We start from the raw sequence: 16,110 nt of genomic DNA on the forward strand, positions 1-16,110 counted from the left end.
GTTCAATCTGAGCCAGGATCAAACTCTTCAGTTCAATCTCTGTTTTGTGGCATTGCTGCCTAGCATCTCTGCTATCGCTCACTCAAAATACTGACAGGCCACTTTCTCTCGAAAGCGCCTATTTTCTTCTTTTGTGAACATTTAATGTTTTAAGTTATACGCCAGCCACTTACATCAACAACGCTGCACTTCCATCAAACGCCCACACTTATCGACTGTTAATTGTTAAAGAACCTTCTACTTCGCGTCACCAGAACCCCGGTTCGCGTCGCTGTCAAATCGTTTTGTTTGTCAGCATCCACCGCCTTGAAGATCCGTTATTTCCGGTCTTGTCTGCAGCGGGGAGGCGAACTATAGCAAGGGCATACTCGGCTTGCAAGTATTTTTTTCAAAAACCCATTTATTTTTTTCCTGGACATAAAAAATGGGCCGCTAAGCGGCCCATCAAAATCCGTCACGTAAAAGCTTTATTATTTCTTGTCGGCCTGCTTGACAGTTTTTTCTGCCGCTTGCGAAAACTGGCTGGTGACCGTAGTCAGGTTGGTTTCCAGCGCTTCCGCCGCTTGTTTGGCGGTCTTGGTCAATTGCTCGTAGCCGGCGTTGGCATTATCAAAGGCTGATTTCAGTATTGCTACCGCGCTTTCAGAACCGGCCGGTGCATTTTTTGCGACTTCGTTCAACAATCCTATTACCTTGCCATGGGCATTGGCAATTTGGGCTTCAGTAGTTTTAGTGAACTCAGCTTGGGTACCGGAGGCAATAGCAGCCAGGTGACGACCATAGGCCATCGCTTTTTCCGTATTCGGCTGCGCTTGTGCTGCGCTCAGCGCGAAAAATTCCTGCGGGTCTTTGGCGGAGAGCAGTTGCTTGGCTGCAACAGCGGACTCTGCCGCCGAAGCTTTAGCGGCACCGAGGTTCAATTCGATCACTTTTGTGACGCCTTCGAGCGCTGTGCCGGTCAGCGCATTGATCATGGCGAGTTGGGCTTCGAAGTTTGCCTTGATAGCGGTCGAAAATTGTTCTGACATTGAAAACATGGTTTTTTTCCTTGAGGTTCAATAGATACTTACTTCATACCAGCTGCGACCAATATTGGGCACAGCAACAATTAAAGTGCGTTGCAGCCATGTATAACTACAATCAGTACGCACCTTAGGACATATGTTGGCCGCCATTGATGGCGATATTCGCCCCCGTCACAAACGCGGCCTCATCTGCTGCAAGATAGGCGACCAAACCCGCGACTTCCTCTGGCTTTCCCAGGCGCCCCATTGGAATTTGCGGAATAATCTTGCTGTCGAGCACGTCCTGTGCAATCGCCATCACCATCTTGGTCCCGATATACCCGGGCGAAATAGTGTTCACCGTCACACCCTTGCGCGCTACTTCCAGCGCCAATGCTTTGGTAAATCCATGCATGCCGGCCTTGGCCGCCGCATAGTTGCTTTGCCCAAACGCACCTTTTTGCCCATTAACCGACGAGATATTGATAATGCGTCCCCAGCCGCGCTCGACCATGCCATCGCATACAGGCTTGGTCATGTTGAATACAGAATCGAGGTTGGTGTGCATCACAGCATCCCAGTCGGTCTTTTCCATTTTCTTGAAGGTCATGTCGCGCGTGATACCGGCGTTGTTGACCAGCACATCGACCGGGCCGATTTCCGTCTCGATGGTGCGGATGCATTCCCTGGCCGACTCGTAGTCAGCCACGTCGCAAGGATAGGCGCGAAACTGGTAACCTTGTCGGTCCATCGCTACCAGCCATTCGTTGGCTTTGGTATTGCCTGGCGAATAGGTCGTGATTACCCGATATCCCAGCGCTGCCAGCTTGATGCATACGGCTTCACCTAAACCGCCCATGCCGCCAGTCACTAATGCAAGTCTTGCCACGTTGCTGCCTCCTAATGTCTTGTTTTGTGATGCTGTTGAAAATGGCGCCGCCTACTAAACACCCGGAGGTGCGAACTAAACAGACGGGTTTTAGTATGGCCGTGACACATTACATCCGTATGACACGATGCAGCGGCGAGAAGGGAAATTTGTAACGATGGGGTCACTTGGCTTGAATTAAAACGTATGGCGAATACCTAGCGTAACCTCGGTCTGATTCTGGTTTGCAAAGCCGCCGCCAACTGCGCCCGAATCTGCATTGACCAACGTTTCCGAGGCGCCATCTGCATTGTTCAGATAGGCCAGGTTAGCGATCAGGCTGGTACGTTTGGAAAGACTATATACACCCAGCAAACGATAAACCTTGCTGTTATTCGAAAGCGTCGTGTTTTTGCGGTACAGAACATCGGCAGAAGCTGTAAAGACCGGTGTTACGATATAGTCCAAGCCGAGTTCGACGGCATTGGCCTTTCTCGCGCCAAGGCTGGAAATTGACTGGAACGTGCCTGGCCCGCCAATATGGCTATTGGCATATCCTAACCTGACCCTCGCCAGACCGAAGGTGTAGCTACCTCCCAGCGTTATCAGTTTATAGGTATTGCCGGTGTTATTCGTCGCAGCCCCATCCTTTTCATTGTCATAGGTTAGCGCAAAATAGAACGGTCCTTGGGTGTACTGGACTGCGGCGTTATACACGCTCCCGGCGGAAGTATTGTCTGCAACTTCACCTGCCGAATACATCAAGCCGGCCTTCAAGCCCTTGACTGTCGGCGTTACATATTTGATGATGTTGTTATAAATTTCGCTGACCGCATCAAACTCGGAGAATTTGAAGACCGCCCCGGAGTTGTATCCGCCCAAAAACACATTCCCGACCAGCCAGTCGTCGTTGAAATTCCATTGTTTACCTACAGTCAAGGCGCCAAATCCGCCATCCAGTCCGACATAGGCGTTACGTGAAAAAAGCTGGCCTGTGGCAGACTGCGAACCGTTGGTCGGGTTGAAACCAGCTTGCAAATTGAAGATCGCGTTCAGGCCATTGCCGAGGTCTTCCTTGCCCCGGAAGCCGATATTGGAAACACCCAAAATACTATTCACCGCGGATAGCTTGGATTGTGTACCGTCGCCGACATGGTTAACATAACTCAGGCCAGTATCGATAACACCCGATACCGCAACGGTCGTCTGTGCCATTACCGGGCAGGCAGCAGCACCGAATAGTGCTCCCGCCATACTGCGTTTGATTCTTTTTTTCACTACTGTCCCCTTGAATTTTTTTATCAAATCGCAATAAATTGCTTTTGAATTTTTATGTAGCGCGTCCGAAAATCTTTAACTTATTGAGAGTCCCCTATCTCAGTTTCATTGAGTGAATTTGCCAATGCTCTTTTCTACAGCCGTCCTCACCGAACCGCTGACCACGAACGATTGCGCCACCACGATATCGTTGTGGAACCAGCGATCGCCTTCCAGGCAAGCCGGAATCTGACGACGGATTTCCTGATACGCCGCTTGCGTACCCTTACCCAGCACGAAACCTGGCAACAGATCTTCCGTCATGGTCAATGCCTGCGCCGCCAGCAGCATCTCAACGCCGATGATGTATTGCGTATTGGCCACCACGGTTGCCGCCTTACGCGCACACCAGGTCGAGTTCGAGACGTGGTCTTCGCTATTGCCCTTGGCCGGAATGCTGTCGACGCTACCCGGCATGCACAGGGTGCGGTTTTCCATCACCAGCGAGCTCAGTGAGCATTGCACCACCGGATAACCGGTATTGACGCCACGCACACCGCTCATCAGATTGCGTGGCAAGCCCCACGACAAAGTCGGATCGATCAGACGTGCGACACGGCGTTCGCAGATGCTACCCAGATCGGTGATCGCCATCGCCAGCAGATCCATCGCTTGCGCCAGGTATTGGCCGTGGAAATTACCGCCGGAAATGATTTCGAAGCCGCCGCCTTCTTTATCAAAGATCAGCGGATTATCGGTCGCGGAGTTGATTTCCTTGTCGACGATATTATCGATATAGTCCAGCGCATCGAATACCGGGCCATAAACCTGCGGCGCGCAACGCAGCGAGTACACATCCTGGATACGCGAGCTGTAAGGGATATCGGTACGGCGCGTTTCTTCCGGAAACTGCACGGCGCGCGCTTCATGCGTGGTACGGGTCGAACCGGACAGCAGATTGCGGATGATGGCGGCAGTCTTGATCTGGCCAGGATGCGGGCGGGCTTGCTGGATACGGTGATCGAAAGCGGCCATTTCAGCGCGCATCGCCTCCAAAGTCAGGCCCAGCGACAGGCAGGCATCGCTCAGCAGATTGCGTGAATCATGCGCGACCAGCACTGCCACCGCCAGCGAAACGGTACAACCGTTGATCAGGGCCGAGGCATCCTTGGCTTTCAGATCGAACTTGACCGGACCGACGCCAGCCTTGGTGATCGCTTGCGGCGCGCTCATGCGCTGGCCTTGATACATCACTTCAGCTTCATCAAAACCGGCAATCGCCGCCGCCAGGTAAGACAATGGCGCCAGATCGCCGGAAGCGCCGACCGAACCTTTTTGCGGCATGATCGGATGGATGCCGGCATTCAGGAACGCCAGCAGGCGGTCGACTACTTCGACCCGTGGCGCCGAATAGTTGCTGGCAAATGCATTGGCGCGCAGCAGCATGGTGGCGCGGCTGACTTCTTCCGAGAACGGTTCCCCCATGCCGACGCAATGCGCCTTGATCATCTGGGTCTGGAACAACTCGATATTTTCAACCTTGATGCGGGTGTCTTTCAACAAACCGACGCCGGTGTTGAAGCTGTACATCATCGGCGCTTCATCGTGCATCCAGGTCGATTCGATATAGTCGCGGCTTTCTTTCAAGGCAGCGCGTGAAGAGTCGGCCAGCGTCACCGGCAGATGTGGCGCGCGGGCGACGTCGACTACTTGTTGCGCGGTCAGGTTGAAGCCGTCGATGGAGATATTTGTTTTCGTCATTTTCTTTTCAGTTCAGAAGTTGTATGGCGGGTTGCGATCACAACCACCTGCGCAACCGCGTGAGGTATCGCTGTTCTGACACCAACACTGAGCGCCACAGTCATTTTTTAAAATTTTCTACAAAATTGGTGAAGACGTTGGCAGCCGTTTCTGCGTCTTCTACTGTCATGGTCTCTAGCGGATGATGAGAGATGCCGCCGTTGCCACAACGCACAAACAGCATCGCGACATCTGCGATTGCAGCCATCGCCATGGCGTCATGCCCGGCGCCGGATGGCAGATACCGCACCGGCGTTCCGCAACGCTCGACCGCCGCTGCCAGTTGCGCTTGCAGCCACGGAGCGCAAGGGACGCTAGGCGCCTCGTGCGTCTTGCGGGTCTGGATGATCACGTTACGGCGTTGTCCGATCTTTTCGATTTCAGCCAGAACGTCGGTCGTCGCACGCCGACGCACCGTATCCTCCCCAGCACGGATATCTATCGAAAAAATCGCCTTGCCCGGAACCACATTCGCAGCACCATTCGGCACATTAAACTGGCCGACCGTGCCAACCAGTCCGGGTGTTCCGCTGCAACGCCGTTCTATGTACAAGCCGATTTCCGCTGCTGCCATGGCGGCGTCGCGACGCATGTCCATCGGCACGGTGCCAGCATGGCCGGCCAGGCCTTCAATCTCGACCATGAAGCGCGAGGCGCCGGAGATCGCGGTTACGATTCCCACCGGCAGGTCTTCGCTAAGCAACATTGGACCCTGCTCGATATGGACTTCGACAAAAGCCAGTACCGATTCAGGTGCATAAGCCGCTTTCGCCAGGCCGACCGTATGGAAACCTGACGCCGCCATCACTTCCCGCATTGTGTGACCATCTTCATCACGGTTATCCAGCACCGCCATATCGAAGGTGCCGGCCGCCGCACGGCTGCCGAGCAGGGTCGCTTTGAAGCGCACGCCCTCCTCTTCGGCGAAACCGATGACTTCAAGTGCAAACGGGAAGCGCTTGCCTTCGGCATTCCATCGCTGAACGCAGGCTATCGGCAGCAGGACGCCCAGATTGCCATCGAAAATGCCGCCGTTGCGTACAGAGTCAAAGTGCGATCCGGTCAAAAGCGCGGGGGCGCCTGGCGTCAGGCCTTCATAACGTCCGATGACATTGCCGGCCGCATCGCGTCGTACGCTCATACCCGCTGCGCACATCCAGTCGGCCAGCTGCGCCGCAGCACCGTGGTGGGCCGGCGTCAGATAGGTGCGGGTCATCATGCCCGCGGTTTCTGTATGGACGGCCAGCGCCTGGGCGTCGGACATAATGCATTGGCCGATTTCGTTCGGATACTCTAGTGCCGAGTTAGACGATAACGTACTCATTTTGGGGCCTCCGACATCAGGTTAGCTGGGGGAAATGTATTGATCCAATGACGCGCGATATCACTGCGGTGACAGATCCAGACCTGATCGTGTGCCTGCACGTAATCCAGGAAACGCTGCAGCGAACGCATCCGGCCGGGACGCCCAAGCAAGCGGCAGTGCATGCCGATGGACATCATTTTCGGTTCGGTTTCACCTTCGGCATAAAGCACATCGAAAGCATCTTTTAAATATTGAAAGAACTGATCGCCATTATTGAATCCGGCCACCGTGGCAAAACGCATGTCGTTGGTATCGAGCGTATAAGGAATGACCAGATGTGGTTTGCTGCCGCCATCGCTGAGTTTGACGTCGGTCCAGAACGGCAAATCGTCGCCGTAATAATCGGAGTCGTACAGAAAACCGCCGTGCTCCACCACCAGTTTCCTGGTGTTCGGCGAATCGCGCCCGGTGTACCAGCCAAGCGGCGCCGCTCCGGTCAATTTTTTGATGATTTCCATGCCCATGCGCATATGCTCGCGTTCGGTAGCTTCGTCGAAATTCTGGTAATGGATCCAGCGTAAGCCGTGGCAGCAAATTTCATGCCCCAGATCGACAAAGGTTTGGGTCAGCTCCGGATGTCGTTCCAGCGCCATCGACACGCCAAAAATGGTCATTGGCAAACCGCGCCGCTCGAACTCCTTCAAAATCCGCCATACCCCGGCACGAGAGCCATATTCGTAGATGCTTTCCATGCTCATGTGCCGGTCTTCATACACGGCCCCGCCCACAATTTCAGACAGGAACTGTTCAGAAGTGCGATCACCATGCAGCACGCAATTTTCTCCGCCTTCCTCATAGTTCAGGACGAATTGCAGCGCAACCCTGGCATTGCCTGGCCATTGCGGATTCGGTGGAGTGCGGCCATAACCGATCAGGTCGCGTGGATAATTATCTGTAATCATCAATATCACTTAAAATTTAAATGGCTTGCAAAACAAAAGTAGTCAGCTGAAAACCTGGTGCCTGATGCTTAACTGCGTGAGAAATTTTCCAGCAAACCCGTATATGACTTCGATGGCGGTGTAGCCCAGTCGCCGCGCTTGCTGGTTCTCAGGCCAAGTTGAACCAGGCTTTCCACCAGCTTCACTGCCACCGTCACACCATCGATTACAGTGATGCCAAGCTCCTTCCCGATCGCTTCACAAAGGTCGGACATGCCAGCGCAACCGAGAACTATGCTGTCGGCTTTGTCTTCCTCCATCGCACGACGGCATTCGTCGACAATGATGCGATAGGCGTCCGAACCGGGCTTTTCCAGATCAAGCACGCATAGCTCGCATGCCCGTACCTTGCGACAGAAGCGGCTCATGCCATAGATTTCAGCAAGATGCCACGCGATTCCACAGGTCCGCTCCAGCGTGGTGACCACACTGAATCCGGTGCCGATCAGGCTCGCTGCATGCATCGCTGCTTCAGCGATACCGATCACGGGACCGCGCGCCGCTTCACGTGCGGCATATAGCCCCGGGTCGCCGAAGCAGGCAATCACATAACCATCGACACCATCGGCCTCGCCCAGCCGGATTTCATCGAGAATGCCAGGCACGCTCAGCGCCTCGTCGTAATAGCTTTCGATGGATGCCGGCCCCATGCTCGGACTGACCGCCACGATTTCCGTACCGGCGGCAGCCACTTGACGGGCGCTATGGCCGATTTTCTCGGTCATGCTCCAGGTCGTATTTGGATTGATGATTTTAATTTTCATATTTGAACCTGAATAATTTAGGTGACTCACCGCCGGGAAGAATAGCGGCGGCAGTCGATGCACTAAATGTGGCAGTCGACAATCGCGTCTGATTCAGAAACACTTTGTAGAAACACCTCGTGCGCGCGGCATAATCAGCCGCGCACGGTCGATCGTGGTTCTACAGTGAATCCGTCACGCCGCCTGCAAGTCGGCTGGTGACCGGTGCGCGCTGCTTGGCATTGAGACCCCAATAAATTGCCAGGCCACAGCCCATGCCAATGAACCAGGTGAAATTAGCCAATCCGCCGAGGGATGGAATCAGCACACACATAATCGGAATAATTGCGGATGGAATCAGTGCCATGATGGCTTTGGGGTTGTAACCGTGGCTATACCAGTAAGCACCCTTGCGATCCATCGTATACAAATCATCGACGATCACACGTTGCTTCTTCACCAGATAGAAATCGGCGATCAGGATGCCGAACAGAGGGCCGATGAAAGAACCGAGGACATCCAGCGTGTAATGGATAACGTGTGGATTGTTAAACAGGTTCCACGGTGTGATAAAGATGGAACCCACTGCCGCGATCATGCCACCCATGCGCCAGCTGATCAGCTTCGGCGCGACGTTCGAAAAATCAAAAGCCGGCGAGACGAAGTTGGCGACGATGTTGATGCCGACAGTGGCAATCATGAAAGTCAGAGCACCCAATACCACCGCAAAAGTACTGTCAATGTGGCTGACCATTGCCACCGGATCGGTGATCAACTTGCCGAATACTGGCAGCGTCGCAGCAATACAGACCACTGTCAGCAACGAGAAGCCGAGAAAATTGACCGGCAATCCCCAGAAGTTGCCTTTTTTGACTGCCTTGTAATCCTTGCCGTAGCGAGAAAAGTCGCCGAAGTTCAGCATCGGGCCGGAGAAATAAGAAACTACCAGCGCGACTGCGTTAATCATCACTGGAATGACTGCCAGGCCGCTGTATTTGACACCGCCCAGATTCAGGTCGATGTTGCTCCAGCCTGCCTTCGCTATAAGCCAGATCGCAAGCATGATCATGACGACATAAACCGCCGGGCCAGCCCAGTCTATAAACTTGCGGATGCTGTCCATGCCGGTCCAGAACACGATAGCTTGCAATACCCACATCACCATGAACCCTACCCAGCCCAGAGCGGACAATCCGACAAATCCATATTGCTTGACGTCAGCGTAGGGAGCCAGTTGAGGGAAGAATTTGAGTACGATCAACAGGAAAGCACTTGATGCAAGAAAGGTTTGGATCCCGTACCAGGCTACGGCAATCAATCCTCGGATAATCGCCGGGATATTGGCGCCAAGTACGCCGAATGTGGTACGGCAAATCACCGGATAAGGTGCGCTTGTCACCTGGCTGGGTTTTGCTACGAGATTGGTAAAGAACTGGACGATCATGATGCCGACCAGCAACGCAACCAGCACCTGCCAGCTACTGAGTCCCAAGGCAAACAGGCTGCCCGCGGTCACGTAGCCACCCACGCTATGTACATCGGACATCCAGAACGCAAAAAAATTGTAAGTGCCCCAAGTCTGCTTTTTCAGTGGCGCCAAATCTTCATTTGTAAGTCGGTCGTCATACGACGGCTTGATCACTGCATTGTGCTTTTCCATCTTTGTCTCCTAAGGTTTGAACATTGCCAAGCTTTATTGTTTTATAAGCAAGGTGATTCGTTTTATGCGCCTACGCTTTTCAGTCTTTCGCTGAATGTGGCAAGACGCATGCGTTACTTAGAGCTTATTCGTTGCCTACCGCTTAAATCGGAAGTGATGGATAAAGAACCACTACCGCTACCTCGCTTTGGCAATTCTTTTTTATGGTAATTTATTTTCACGAACAACTCATTGAAAATCTTTTTTCATCCCGTGTCAAATCTTTTTTTCACATCGTGTAAAATAATTTTTCACTCGGCATTTCATAGTTGTAACTCATGACTAAAACAACATCTTCCGCAGCTGCGCTGTCGACGCGTATCCAGCAACATCTCGGTCAACTGCCGCAAGCTGAAAAGCGCCTGGCCGACATGATCCTGGAGTCGCCTGGCCACATGGCTAGCTACTCGGCGTCTGAAATTTCAAAAATGGCCGGAGTGTCCAATGCCACGATGACGCGGCTGGTGCAGCGTCTTGGCTATCAAAATTACGATCAGATGCGACGCCTGGCCCGACAGGGGCAGGATTGGGGTTCACCGCTTTACCTGCTGGACCGGCCGGAACAAAGCACCGCTAAAGATGGCGCCGACTTGTATGAGCAACATATCGCCTCCAGCACACAGAACATTCGCGGTACGTTTGCCGGAATATCTCCCGCTCTAATCAATGAAGTTGGCAAGAAAATCGCCAAGGCTCGCCAGGTGAGGATTTTCGGGCAGCGTAACAATTATTTTTTTGCCTCCTACCTGCGCTGGCAATTCATTCAGTTCCGCAACAACGTTTATGTGTTGCCGGTGTCAGGAGAAACGATCGCAGAATATCTGGTCGGCCTGGAGCCTGAAGATTTGTTCATCGTCTTTGGATTGCGACGACGTAACCCGTTGCTTGCCGACTTGATCGCGGCGGTTAGCAGTTTCGGCGTAAAAACGCTGCTAATCACAGACTCTTCCAACCGTGGCGACCTGGGAGCGGACTGGGTACTCAAATGCGATACGAAAAGCCCGATACCGCTCGACAACCACACCGCAGTAATGGCGCTTTGCCACGTTTTGTCGGCACAGGTAATTGAAAAGGTCGGCACTTCCGGCCGGCAGCGATTAGTAAAAATTGAAGAGTTGCACGCAGCATTAAGGGAGCTGTGAATTCAACATCCCAACTGCATCCGAACCCTATGCCCTCCTGGCTCGAAGCTACGTCATCGTCTGCGAGACGGCAGATACCGCCTTGATATATATTAAAGTGCATGATGAGATCGGCGCGTTGCACATTACCGGAACAACGCGCGCAGCCAACTGACGCACGCACCGGCCCATAAGCACAAGTACAAGCAAGGCGCCGGATTCGGAACACTTTAGCCTGGGACATACGCCATGGAACGTACTATTGCTGCCCTGCTGCCAGGCCATCGAGTGATCGACGATGGCGACATGCTGTTATGGCGGGCACTGCCTTTGGAAGAACACAATCATCTGGGGCCTTTTATCTTCATCGATCACTATCGGCACAAAAGCCAACGTGGCATCGGCGACAAACCACACCCGCACGCTGGAATTGAAGTCTTGAGCTACCTGCTGGAAGGCGGCGTCGAGCATCGCGACAGCATGGGCATGACCGACCGCCTCGGCCCCGGCGATGCGCAATGCATACGCGCAGGGCGCGGCATCATCCACGCCGAGCAGCCGCAAGGCGGACGGCACGGGCTGCAACTCTGGACCACTCTGCCGCCTGAGCAGAAGCTGGCCGAGCCAAGCTACGCGTCATTTCGCGCGGCAGACATCCCGTCGCTGGTGCGCGAGGGCGTGCAGCTGAAGGTAATGGCCGGCCGGGTGGATAACCTGGAAGGTCCGATGCGGCTTGCCTCACCCACCACCCTTGCACACATACGGCTGGCGCCCGGCGCCACCGTTTCGTTGCCGGTAGACGGCACCGCCGAACTGGGGCTGTATGTCATGGACGGACAAGTCAATAGTGGCGGCGCTGTCATTGATCCCGGCAAGCTGGCCCTGCTTACACCGGGCGAGCACGTCAACATCACCGCGACAGGAAGCGGGCCATCCGACGTGATCCTGTTGGGCAGCGCGCCGGTAGAAGGTGCGATCTTGTTCTCCGGCCCGTTCGTAATGGATACGCCAGAACGCCTGGCGCAAGCAAAGCGGGATTTCGTCAGCGGCAAAATGGGAACCCTGGACGGCGTTCCGTTCTGAGATATCCGTTACCACGATAGCCACGCTATCTGAACCCGCATTCTGCAGCAATGTCGGGGAAACGCGACGTACTCAGCTTAGTCAAATACCATCAAAAAGAAACATCCGGCTCTCTGCCGTAAAGCAGCATAAATACAACATTTTTTCTAAAAATACCTTTTGCACCAACAAAATATCAAGGCATCCCGGCAAGTATTTCCAATATCAGCCAGTTCTATCCGCAACAAAGTGAAACCGCTTGTCCGGGCGACATGAAGACCGTCAACCTGCCAATCGGCCCTATACCAGTGGCGGTGACGCTTTATCATTAACGGATAACTAACGGATAACGCATCTTTCGTTATCAACTCAACGATGCCGGCCCCGCCTCGCGCACGTCGATTTTCTTCGGGATCAGTTTCAGATCGAAGAAAGTATCAGCGATGACCTGCTGTTCAGCCAGGATTGATTTGCTGATCGGCTCGGTACCGAATGACGAGCGCTTGACCAGCACATCGACGACGGGTTTCGGTATGCCCCACACCGCTGCCAGTTCGGCCGACAGTTCATTGCGATTGGCGTTTCCCCAGACGTCGATCTTGTTCAACTCATCAATCGCAATGCTCAGCACATCGGCATTCTTGAGCGCATAGTCTTTTGAAGAAAAGTAATAGGCGCGATTCTTGACCACGCCGGTGGCATCGGCCAGGATGCGCGCCGATAAGGTTTGTTCCGCTGCAGCCAGAAACGGCTCCCAGATCGCCCAGGCATCTATCACGCCTTTTTCAAATGCTGCCCGCGCATCTGCCGGCGACAGCCAGACCGGAGTGACGTCGCCATAGTTCAGGCCGGATTTTTCCAGCAGCTTGACCAGGAAATAATGCACATTCGAACCCTTGTTCAGGGCGATCTTTTTGCCCTTCAGTTCGGCCACGGTCTTGATGGCAGAATCGCCTCGAACCAGGATGCCTTCCACTGCCGGGCGCGGCACAGTCGCGGCGACATAGACGATGGGCGTGCCATTGGCCTGCGCAAAGATTGGCGGCGCCTCACCGACATCGCCGAAATCGATGGAGCCGACGTTGAGCGCTTCAAGCTGCACCGGTCCGGCAGAGAACTCTATCCACTTGATCGTCACGCCCAGTGGCGCCAGCCGCTTTTCCAGGGTACCGCGCTTCTTGAGCAGGCTTAACAAGCCTTTCTGATGGCCGATCCGGAATTCCCGCTGTGCCGCATGCGCCAGCAATGGCGACAAAGCGACTGCAGCAAGGCTCAGGCCGGCTTGTAACAGCTGGCGGCGTTTGCCGGAGACGCTGAGGTTCGGCTTGCTCTTGTTCTTTCCATGCGCGATGCTCATGTTGTCTTCCCTGGCTATTGGTGATTGTTGGTGGCAGGACCCGGATGGGTATCAGGCAAACGCGAGTATACGAAGACGACCAGTTTCTTGAAAGTAATCATAACTTCCATGCATATGCGGTTTTCACATAAATGACGTTAGTCGACAACACGTCCCGATTAACTACCAGGAATCCCTCTTTAGCCGTTTTCGCTTCGGCGCAACACCGATCTCCAAATACCCCATCGTTACATTGACTATCCCACAAGAAATGTGCAATATATAAATCGACACCAACAATGTTTAACAAAAAATTACAAACACAGAAACATTGCCAGAAGACATTATTTTATTTGGTGGTTTCCAGTTATAAGCGCACCCAATTGGCACATCCGATAAACAAGGAGCGCGCAAGGAAACAAAGGGAGAGGATCACGTCAATGTCTTGGCGCGAAAACACTATGCCGGCATCCAAGCTGGACGAACAAAATGAAATCGCGGCAAGTCTGACCACAGATGCCGCCGATGCGCTGATGGTTGCCCGGATGCGGCTGGTCTTGGCTGTTTCGGGTTTACTGGCGATTTTTGTCGACCCCTCCGGCTTAAGCGGCGTTAATCATTTCACTTGGTTCGTCTTTTCCGGCTATATCCTTCACAGCGTTGCCATTTACATTTTTTCGCTGCTTAACCTGCCATTCTCGCAAAGTAAGCGCGTCCACTGGCTGGATATCTGCTGGTATGCACTGATCGTTTTGTTCACTGGCGGCATCAACAGCTTTTTCTCCCTGTTCTTCTTTTTCGCCATTCTCACGGCATCTTTTCGCTGGGGCTTCGAAGAAGGCGCGCGAATTGCCATTGCTTCAGCACTAATGCTTACCCTAACCGGCTTGATCTCCGAGGCCGGACAAGATCTTCCTCGGTTATTGTTGCGCACCACCTTCTTGCTGACGTTCGGATACATGAGCGCGCGCTGGGGGGAGTCGAAAATAGAACTGAAGCGCCGCATTGCCTTGCTTCGCGATGTCAGCCGGTTATCGAATCCTCGTTTCGGGGTCGATCACACCATTACCTCTGTCCTGAAGAAAACATTGGCGTTTTTCAAAGGCAGCAGCTGTATTTTGGTGATGCAGGATAAGGATTCCGCGATCTATTCATTGCGGACGATAAAAGAAGGCGATGCGGAGCAATCGATCAATGCCGTAGAAGTTCGTGCAGAAGCGGCATCACAGCTCATGGTTTTTCCCCAAGATCATATCGTTGCATACACCCGCCTGCTCGGGTCGTCCATGCCTATTCTCGGCGGAGCCCTGACGTATGACAGTGCGAGCGGAAAATGGGTCAAGCGCGATGAGGAAGCAAGCCAGAACATAGCCGAGCTTCTGGAAACAGATTCCTTCATTAGCGTTCCCTTGTCATTGCGAAAAGGTGACGGCCGTATTTATGTGGTTTCACGGAAGAACAGATTCAGCAAAACGGACGCCCTGTTTTTGAGTCATATCGCTGAACAGGCATTTCCTGTCATCGAGAACATCGAGATTCTCGACCGGATGGCCTCGGAGGCTGTCACGCAAGAGCGGAAAAAGATTGCGTTGGATATTCACGACACTGCGATCCAACCGTATATCGGCTTAAAAATGGGGCTCAGTGCCTTGCGGAATAAAGCTTCTGCCGACAACCCATTGATAGAAGATATCGACAAATTGATGGCAATGGCGGCACAGGTCATCGGCGATTTACGCCGCTATGCCGGAACATTTAAAAATGCATCAGGACAAACCGAACCGATATTTCTCGTGGTTCTGCGTCAACAGGCAGCGCAAGTCAGGGAATTCTACGGGATCGATATCGAAGTCAGCATGGTGGGCGAACTCAACGTCAGCGATCGCCTGATTGCGGAGGTGGTACAAGTCGTGCGCGAGGGATTGAGCAATATATGCAAGCACACCGTCGCGCAACGGGGATGCGTAAAACTCCGCTGTACAAACGGATGGCTGAAAATTCAGATCGAGAATGAAGGCGCCGGCCTCCCGGCAGCCGACTTCATACCGCGGTCGATTACCGAGCGGACTGCCGCGCTGGGCGGAAGGACGCACGTGAAGTCAGGGCCGGACGGCGGCACATCCGTATATGTCGAGATACCCGTTTGAAGAGGTAAAAACATGAAACCGGCAAAAGAAACCATTCGCGTAATGTTGATTGACGATCATCAAACCATGCTGTGGGGATTGGGTAAATTGATTGACGGCGAAAAGCCGCGGATGGAGGTAGTCGGGACCGCACGAGGTTGTGAAGAAGCTCTTGCTAAAATTGAACAACTTGTCCCGGATGTCATTTTGCTGGACCTCGACCTGGATGGAAAAAACGGCCTTGATATCCTTCCGGCCCTGCTAACGAATGGCATATCACGTGTATTGATCCTGACCGGCGAACGCCGGCAAGCGACGTTGGATATGGCTGTTCTTAGCGGCGCCCGAGGGATAGTGCACAAGGATGCATCGGCGGAACAGGTACTGAAGGCAATAGAAAAAACCCATCGAGGTGAACTTTGGCTTGACCGTGAAGCGCTCGGCAGGGTATTCGGTGAACTCATGACCCCTGCAGCTGTGCGCAAGCCTGACTGCGAGGCGGAAAAAAAAGCAACCCTGACAGCCAAGGAACAAAAAATCATTCACACTATTATAGAGGGCAGCGGTGCTTCGAATAAAACACTTGCGCAGCGATTGTTCATCTCTGAACACACGCTGTGTAACCATTTGACCTCGATATACCACAAGCTGGATGTGAGTAATCGGCTTGAGTTGTACGTGTATGCGACCAAGCATCAATTGGGGAATCCCAATCCTTGATTGCAAGGTAAAGGATGGCCCGCTGAACTCCAGAAGGACACCTTGGCAGGGTTGATCCTTGTTGTGA

At 53.4% G+C, this 16,110-nt stretch carries 13 protein-coding genes; 4 read left to right on the forward strand and 9 right to left on the reverse strand.

Translation table 11 applies throughout. The annotated features are described in order from the left end of the window. Window positions 1-470: 470 nt before the first annotated feature. The 8 genes from phaP to BM029_RS21755 all read right to left on the reverse strand — a co-directional run bounded on the left by phaP (window position 471) and on the right by BM029_RS21755 (window position 9,639). Entirely contained in the window at window positions 471-1,037 is a 567-nt protein-coding gene (phaP, locus tag BM029_RS21720; protein ID WP_092439633.1) for a TIGR01841 family phasin, read from the reverse strand. Window positions 1,038-1,152: 115 nt separating this feature from the next. Further along, the gene (gene phbB / locus BM029_RS21725; RefSeq protein ID WP_092439635.1) at window positions 1,153-1,893 is read right to left on the reverse strand and encodes an acetoacetyl-CoA reductase; all 741 of its coding nucleotides are present in this window, start codon (window positions 1,891-1,893) and stop codon (window positions 1,153-1,155) included. A gap of 177 nt (window positions 1,894-2,070) precedes the next feature. Further along, window positions 2,071-3,177 (reverse strand): porin, encoded by a 1,107-nt coding sequence (locus BM029_RS21730; protein ID WP_139217312.1) that lies wholly within the window; start codon window positions 3,175-3,177, stop codon window positions 2,071-2,073. A gap of 78 nt (window positions 3,178-3,255) precedes the next feature. Then, a complete protein-coding gene (gene hutH, locus BM029_RS21735) occupies window positions 3,256-4,890 on the reverse strand; it encodes an HAL/PAL/TAL family ammonia-lyase (protein WP_092439638.1) in 1,635 nt (544 codons plus the stop codon). 100 nt (window positions 4,891-4,990) lie between these two features. Then, window positions 4,991-6,253 carry an allantoate amidohydrolase gene (locus BM029_RS21740; protein ID WP_092439640.1) on the reverse strand — a complete coding sequence of 421 codons (1,263 nt, stop codon included), beginning with the start codon at window positions 6,251-6,253 and terminating at the stop codon, window positions 4,991-4,993. Beyond that, window positions 6,250-7,197 carry an allantoinase PuuE gene (gene puuE, locus BM029_RS21745; RefSeq protein ID WP_092439642.1) on the reverse strand — a complete coding sequence of 316 codons (948 nt, stop codon included), beginning with the start codon at window positions 7,195-7,197 and terminating at the stop codon, window positions 6,250-6,252. Before puuE ends, BM029_RS21740 begins: the two co-directional genes overlap by 4 nt. 68 nt (window positions 7,198-7,265) lie before the next feature. Further along, window positions 7,266-8,000: an aspartate/glutamate racemase family protein gene (locus BM029_RS21750; protein WP_092439644.1), complete on the reverse strand. Its 735-nt coding sequence runs from the start codon at window positions 7,998-8,000 to the stop codon at window positions 7,266-7,268. A 160-nt stretch (window positions 8,001-8,160) separates the two neighbouring features. Beyond that, window positions 8,161-9,639, reverse strand: coding sequence for an NCS1 family nucleobase:cation symporter-1 (locus BM029_RS21755; protein ID WP_092439646.1), 1,479 nt, complete (start codon window positions 9,637-9,639; stop codon window positions 8,161-8,163). Window positions 9,640-9,956: 317 nt separating this feature from the next. Between BM029_RS21755 and BM029_RS21760 the strand changes: the two genes are divergently transcribed. Both BM029_RS21760 and BM029_RS21765 read left to right on the forward strand, forming a co-directional pair. Further along, complete coding sequence (locus BM029_RS21760) at window positions 9,957-10,820, forward strand: MurR/RpiR family transcriptional regulator (protein ID WP_092439649.1); 864 nt, start codon at window positions 9,957-9,959, stop codon at window positions 10,818-10,820. 228 nt (window positions 10,821-11,048) lie between these two features. After that, window positions 11,049-11,882 (forward strand): pirin family protein, encoded by an 834-nt coding sequence (locus BM029_RS21765; RefSeq protein ID WP_092439651.1) that lies wholly within the window; start codon window positions 11,049-11,051, stop codon window positions 11,880-11,882. A 343-nt stretch (window positions 11,883-12,225) separates the two neighbouring features. Here the strand turns inward: BM029_RS21765 and BM029_RS21770 are convergent, their stop codons facing one another. Beyond that, window positions 12,226-13,218 (reverse strand): sulfonate ABC transporter substrate-binding protein, encoded by a 993-nt coding sequence (locus BM029_RS21770; protein WP_092439652.1) that lies wholly within the window; start codon window positions 13,216-13,218, stop codon window positions 12,226-12,228. A gap of 278 nt (window positions 13,219-13,496) precedes the next feature. On the opposite strand from BM029_RS21770, the gene BM029_RS21775 reads away from it, so the two are divergent. After that, entirely contained in the window at window positions 13,497-15,344 is a 1,848-nt protein-coding gene (locus tag BM029_RS21775; protein WP_244545166.1) for a sensor histidine kinase, read from the forward strand. A 12-nt stretch (window positions 15,345-15,356) separates the two neighbouring features. Continuing rightward, complete coding sequence (locus tag BM029_RS21780; RefSeq protein WP_244545167.1) at window positions 15,357-16,043, forward strand: response regulator; 687 nt, start codon at window positions 15,357-15,359, stop codon at window positions 16,041-16,043. Window positions 16,044-16,110 lie beyond the last annotated feature (67 nt).

Origin of the sequence: Collimonas sp. OK607, from assembly GCF_900111995.1 — a bacterium.
Classification (GTDB): Bacteria; Pseudomonadota; Gammaproteobacteria; order Burkholderiales; family Burkholderiaceae_D; genus Collimonas.

Coding starts and splice junctions, on each gene's coding strand:
- hutH (WP_092439638.1), bottom strand. CDS start 4,890: ATGACGAAAACAAATATCTCCATCGACGGCTTCAACCTGACCGCGCAA.
- BM029_RS21760 (WP_092439649.1), top strand. CDS start 9,957: ATGACTAAAACAACATCTTCCGCAGCTGCGCTGTCGACGCGTATCCAG.
- BM029_RS21765 (WP_092439651.1), top strand. CDS start 11,049: ATGGAACGTACTATTGCTGCCCTGCTGCCAGGCCATCGAGTGATCGAC.
- BM029_RS21750 (WP_092439644.1), bottom strand. CDS start 8,000: ATGAAAATTAAAATCATCAATCCAAATACGACCTGGAGCATGACCGAG.
- BM029_RS21740 (WP_092439640.1), bottom strand. CDS start 6,253: ATGAGTACGTTATCGTCTAACTCGGCACTAGAGTATCCGAACGAAATC.
- BM029_RS21770 (WP_092439652.1), bottom strand. CDS start 13,218: ATGAGCATCGCGCATGGAAAGAACAAGAGCAAGCCGAACCTCAGCGTC.
- BM029_RS21755 (WP_092439646.1), bottom strand. CDS start 9,639: ATGGAAAAGCACAATGCAGTGATCAAGCCGTCGTATGACGACCGACTT.
- puuE (WP_092439642.1), bottom strand. CDS start 7,197: ATGATTACAGATAATTATCCACGCGACCTGATCGGTTATGGCCGCACT.
- BM029_RS21780 (WP_244545167.1), top strand. CDS start 15,357: ATGAAACCGGCAAAAGAAACCATTCGCGTAATGTTGATTGACGATCAT.
- BM029_RS21775 (WP_244545166.1), top strand. CDS start 13,497: ATGTTTAACAAAAAATTACAAACACAGAAACATTGCCAGAAGACATTA.
- phaP (WP_092439633.1), bottom strand. CDS start 1,037: ATGTTTTCAATGTCAGAACAATTTTCGACCGCTATCAAGGCAAACTTC.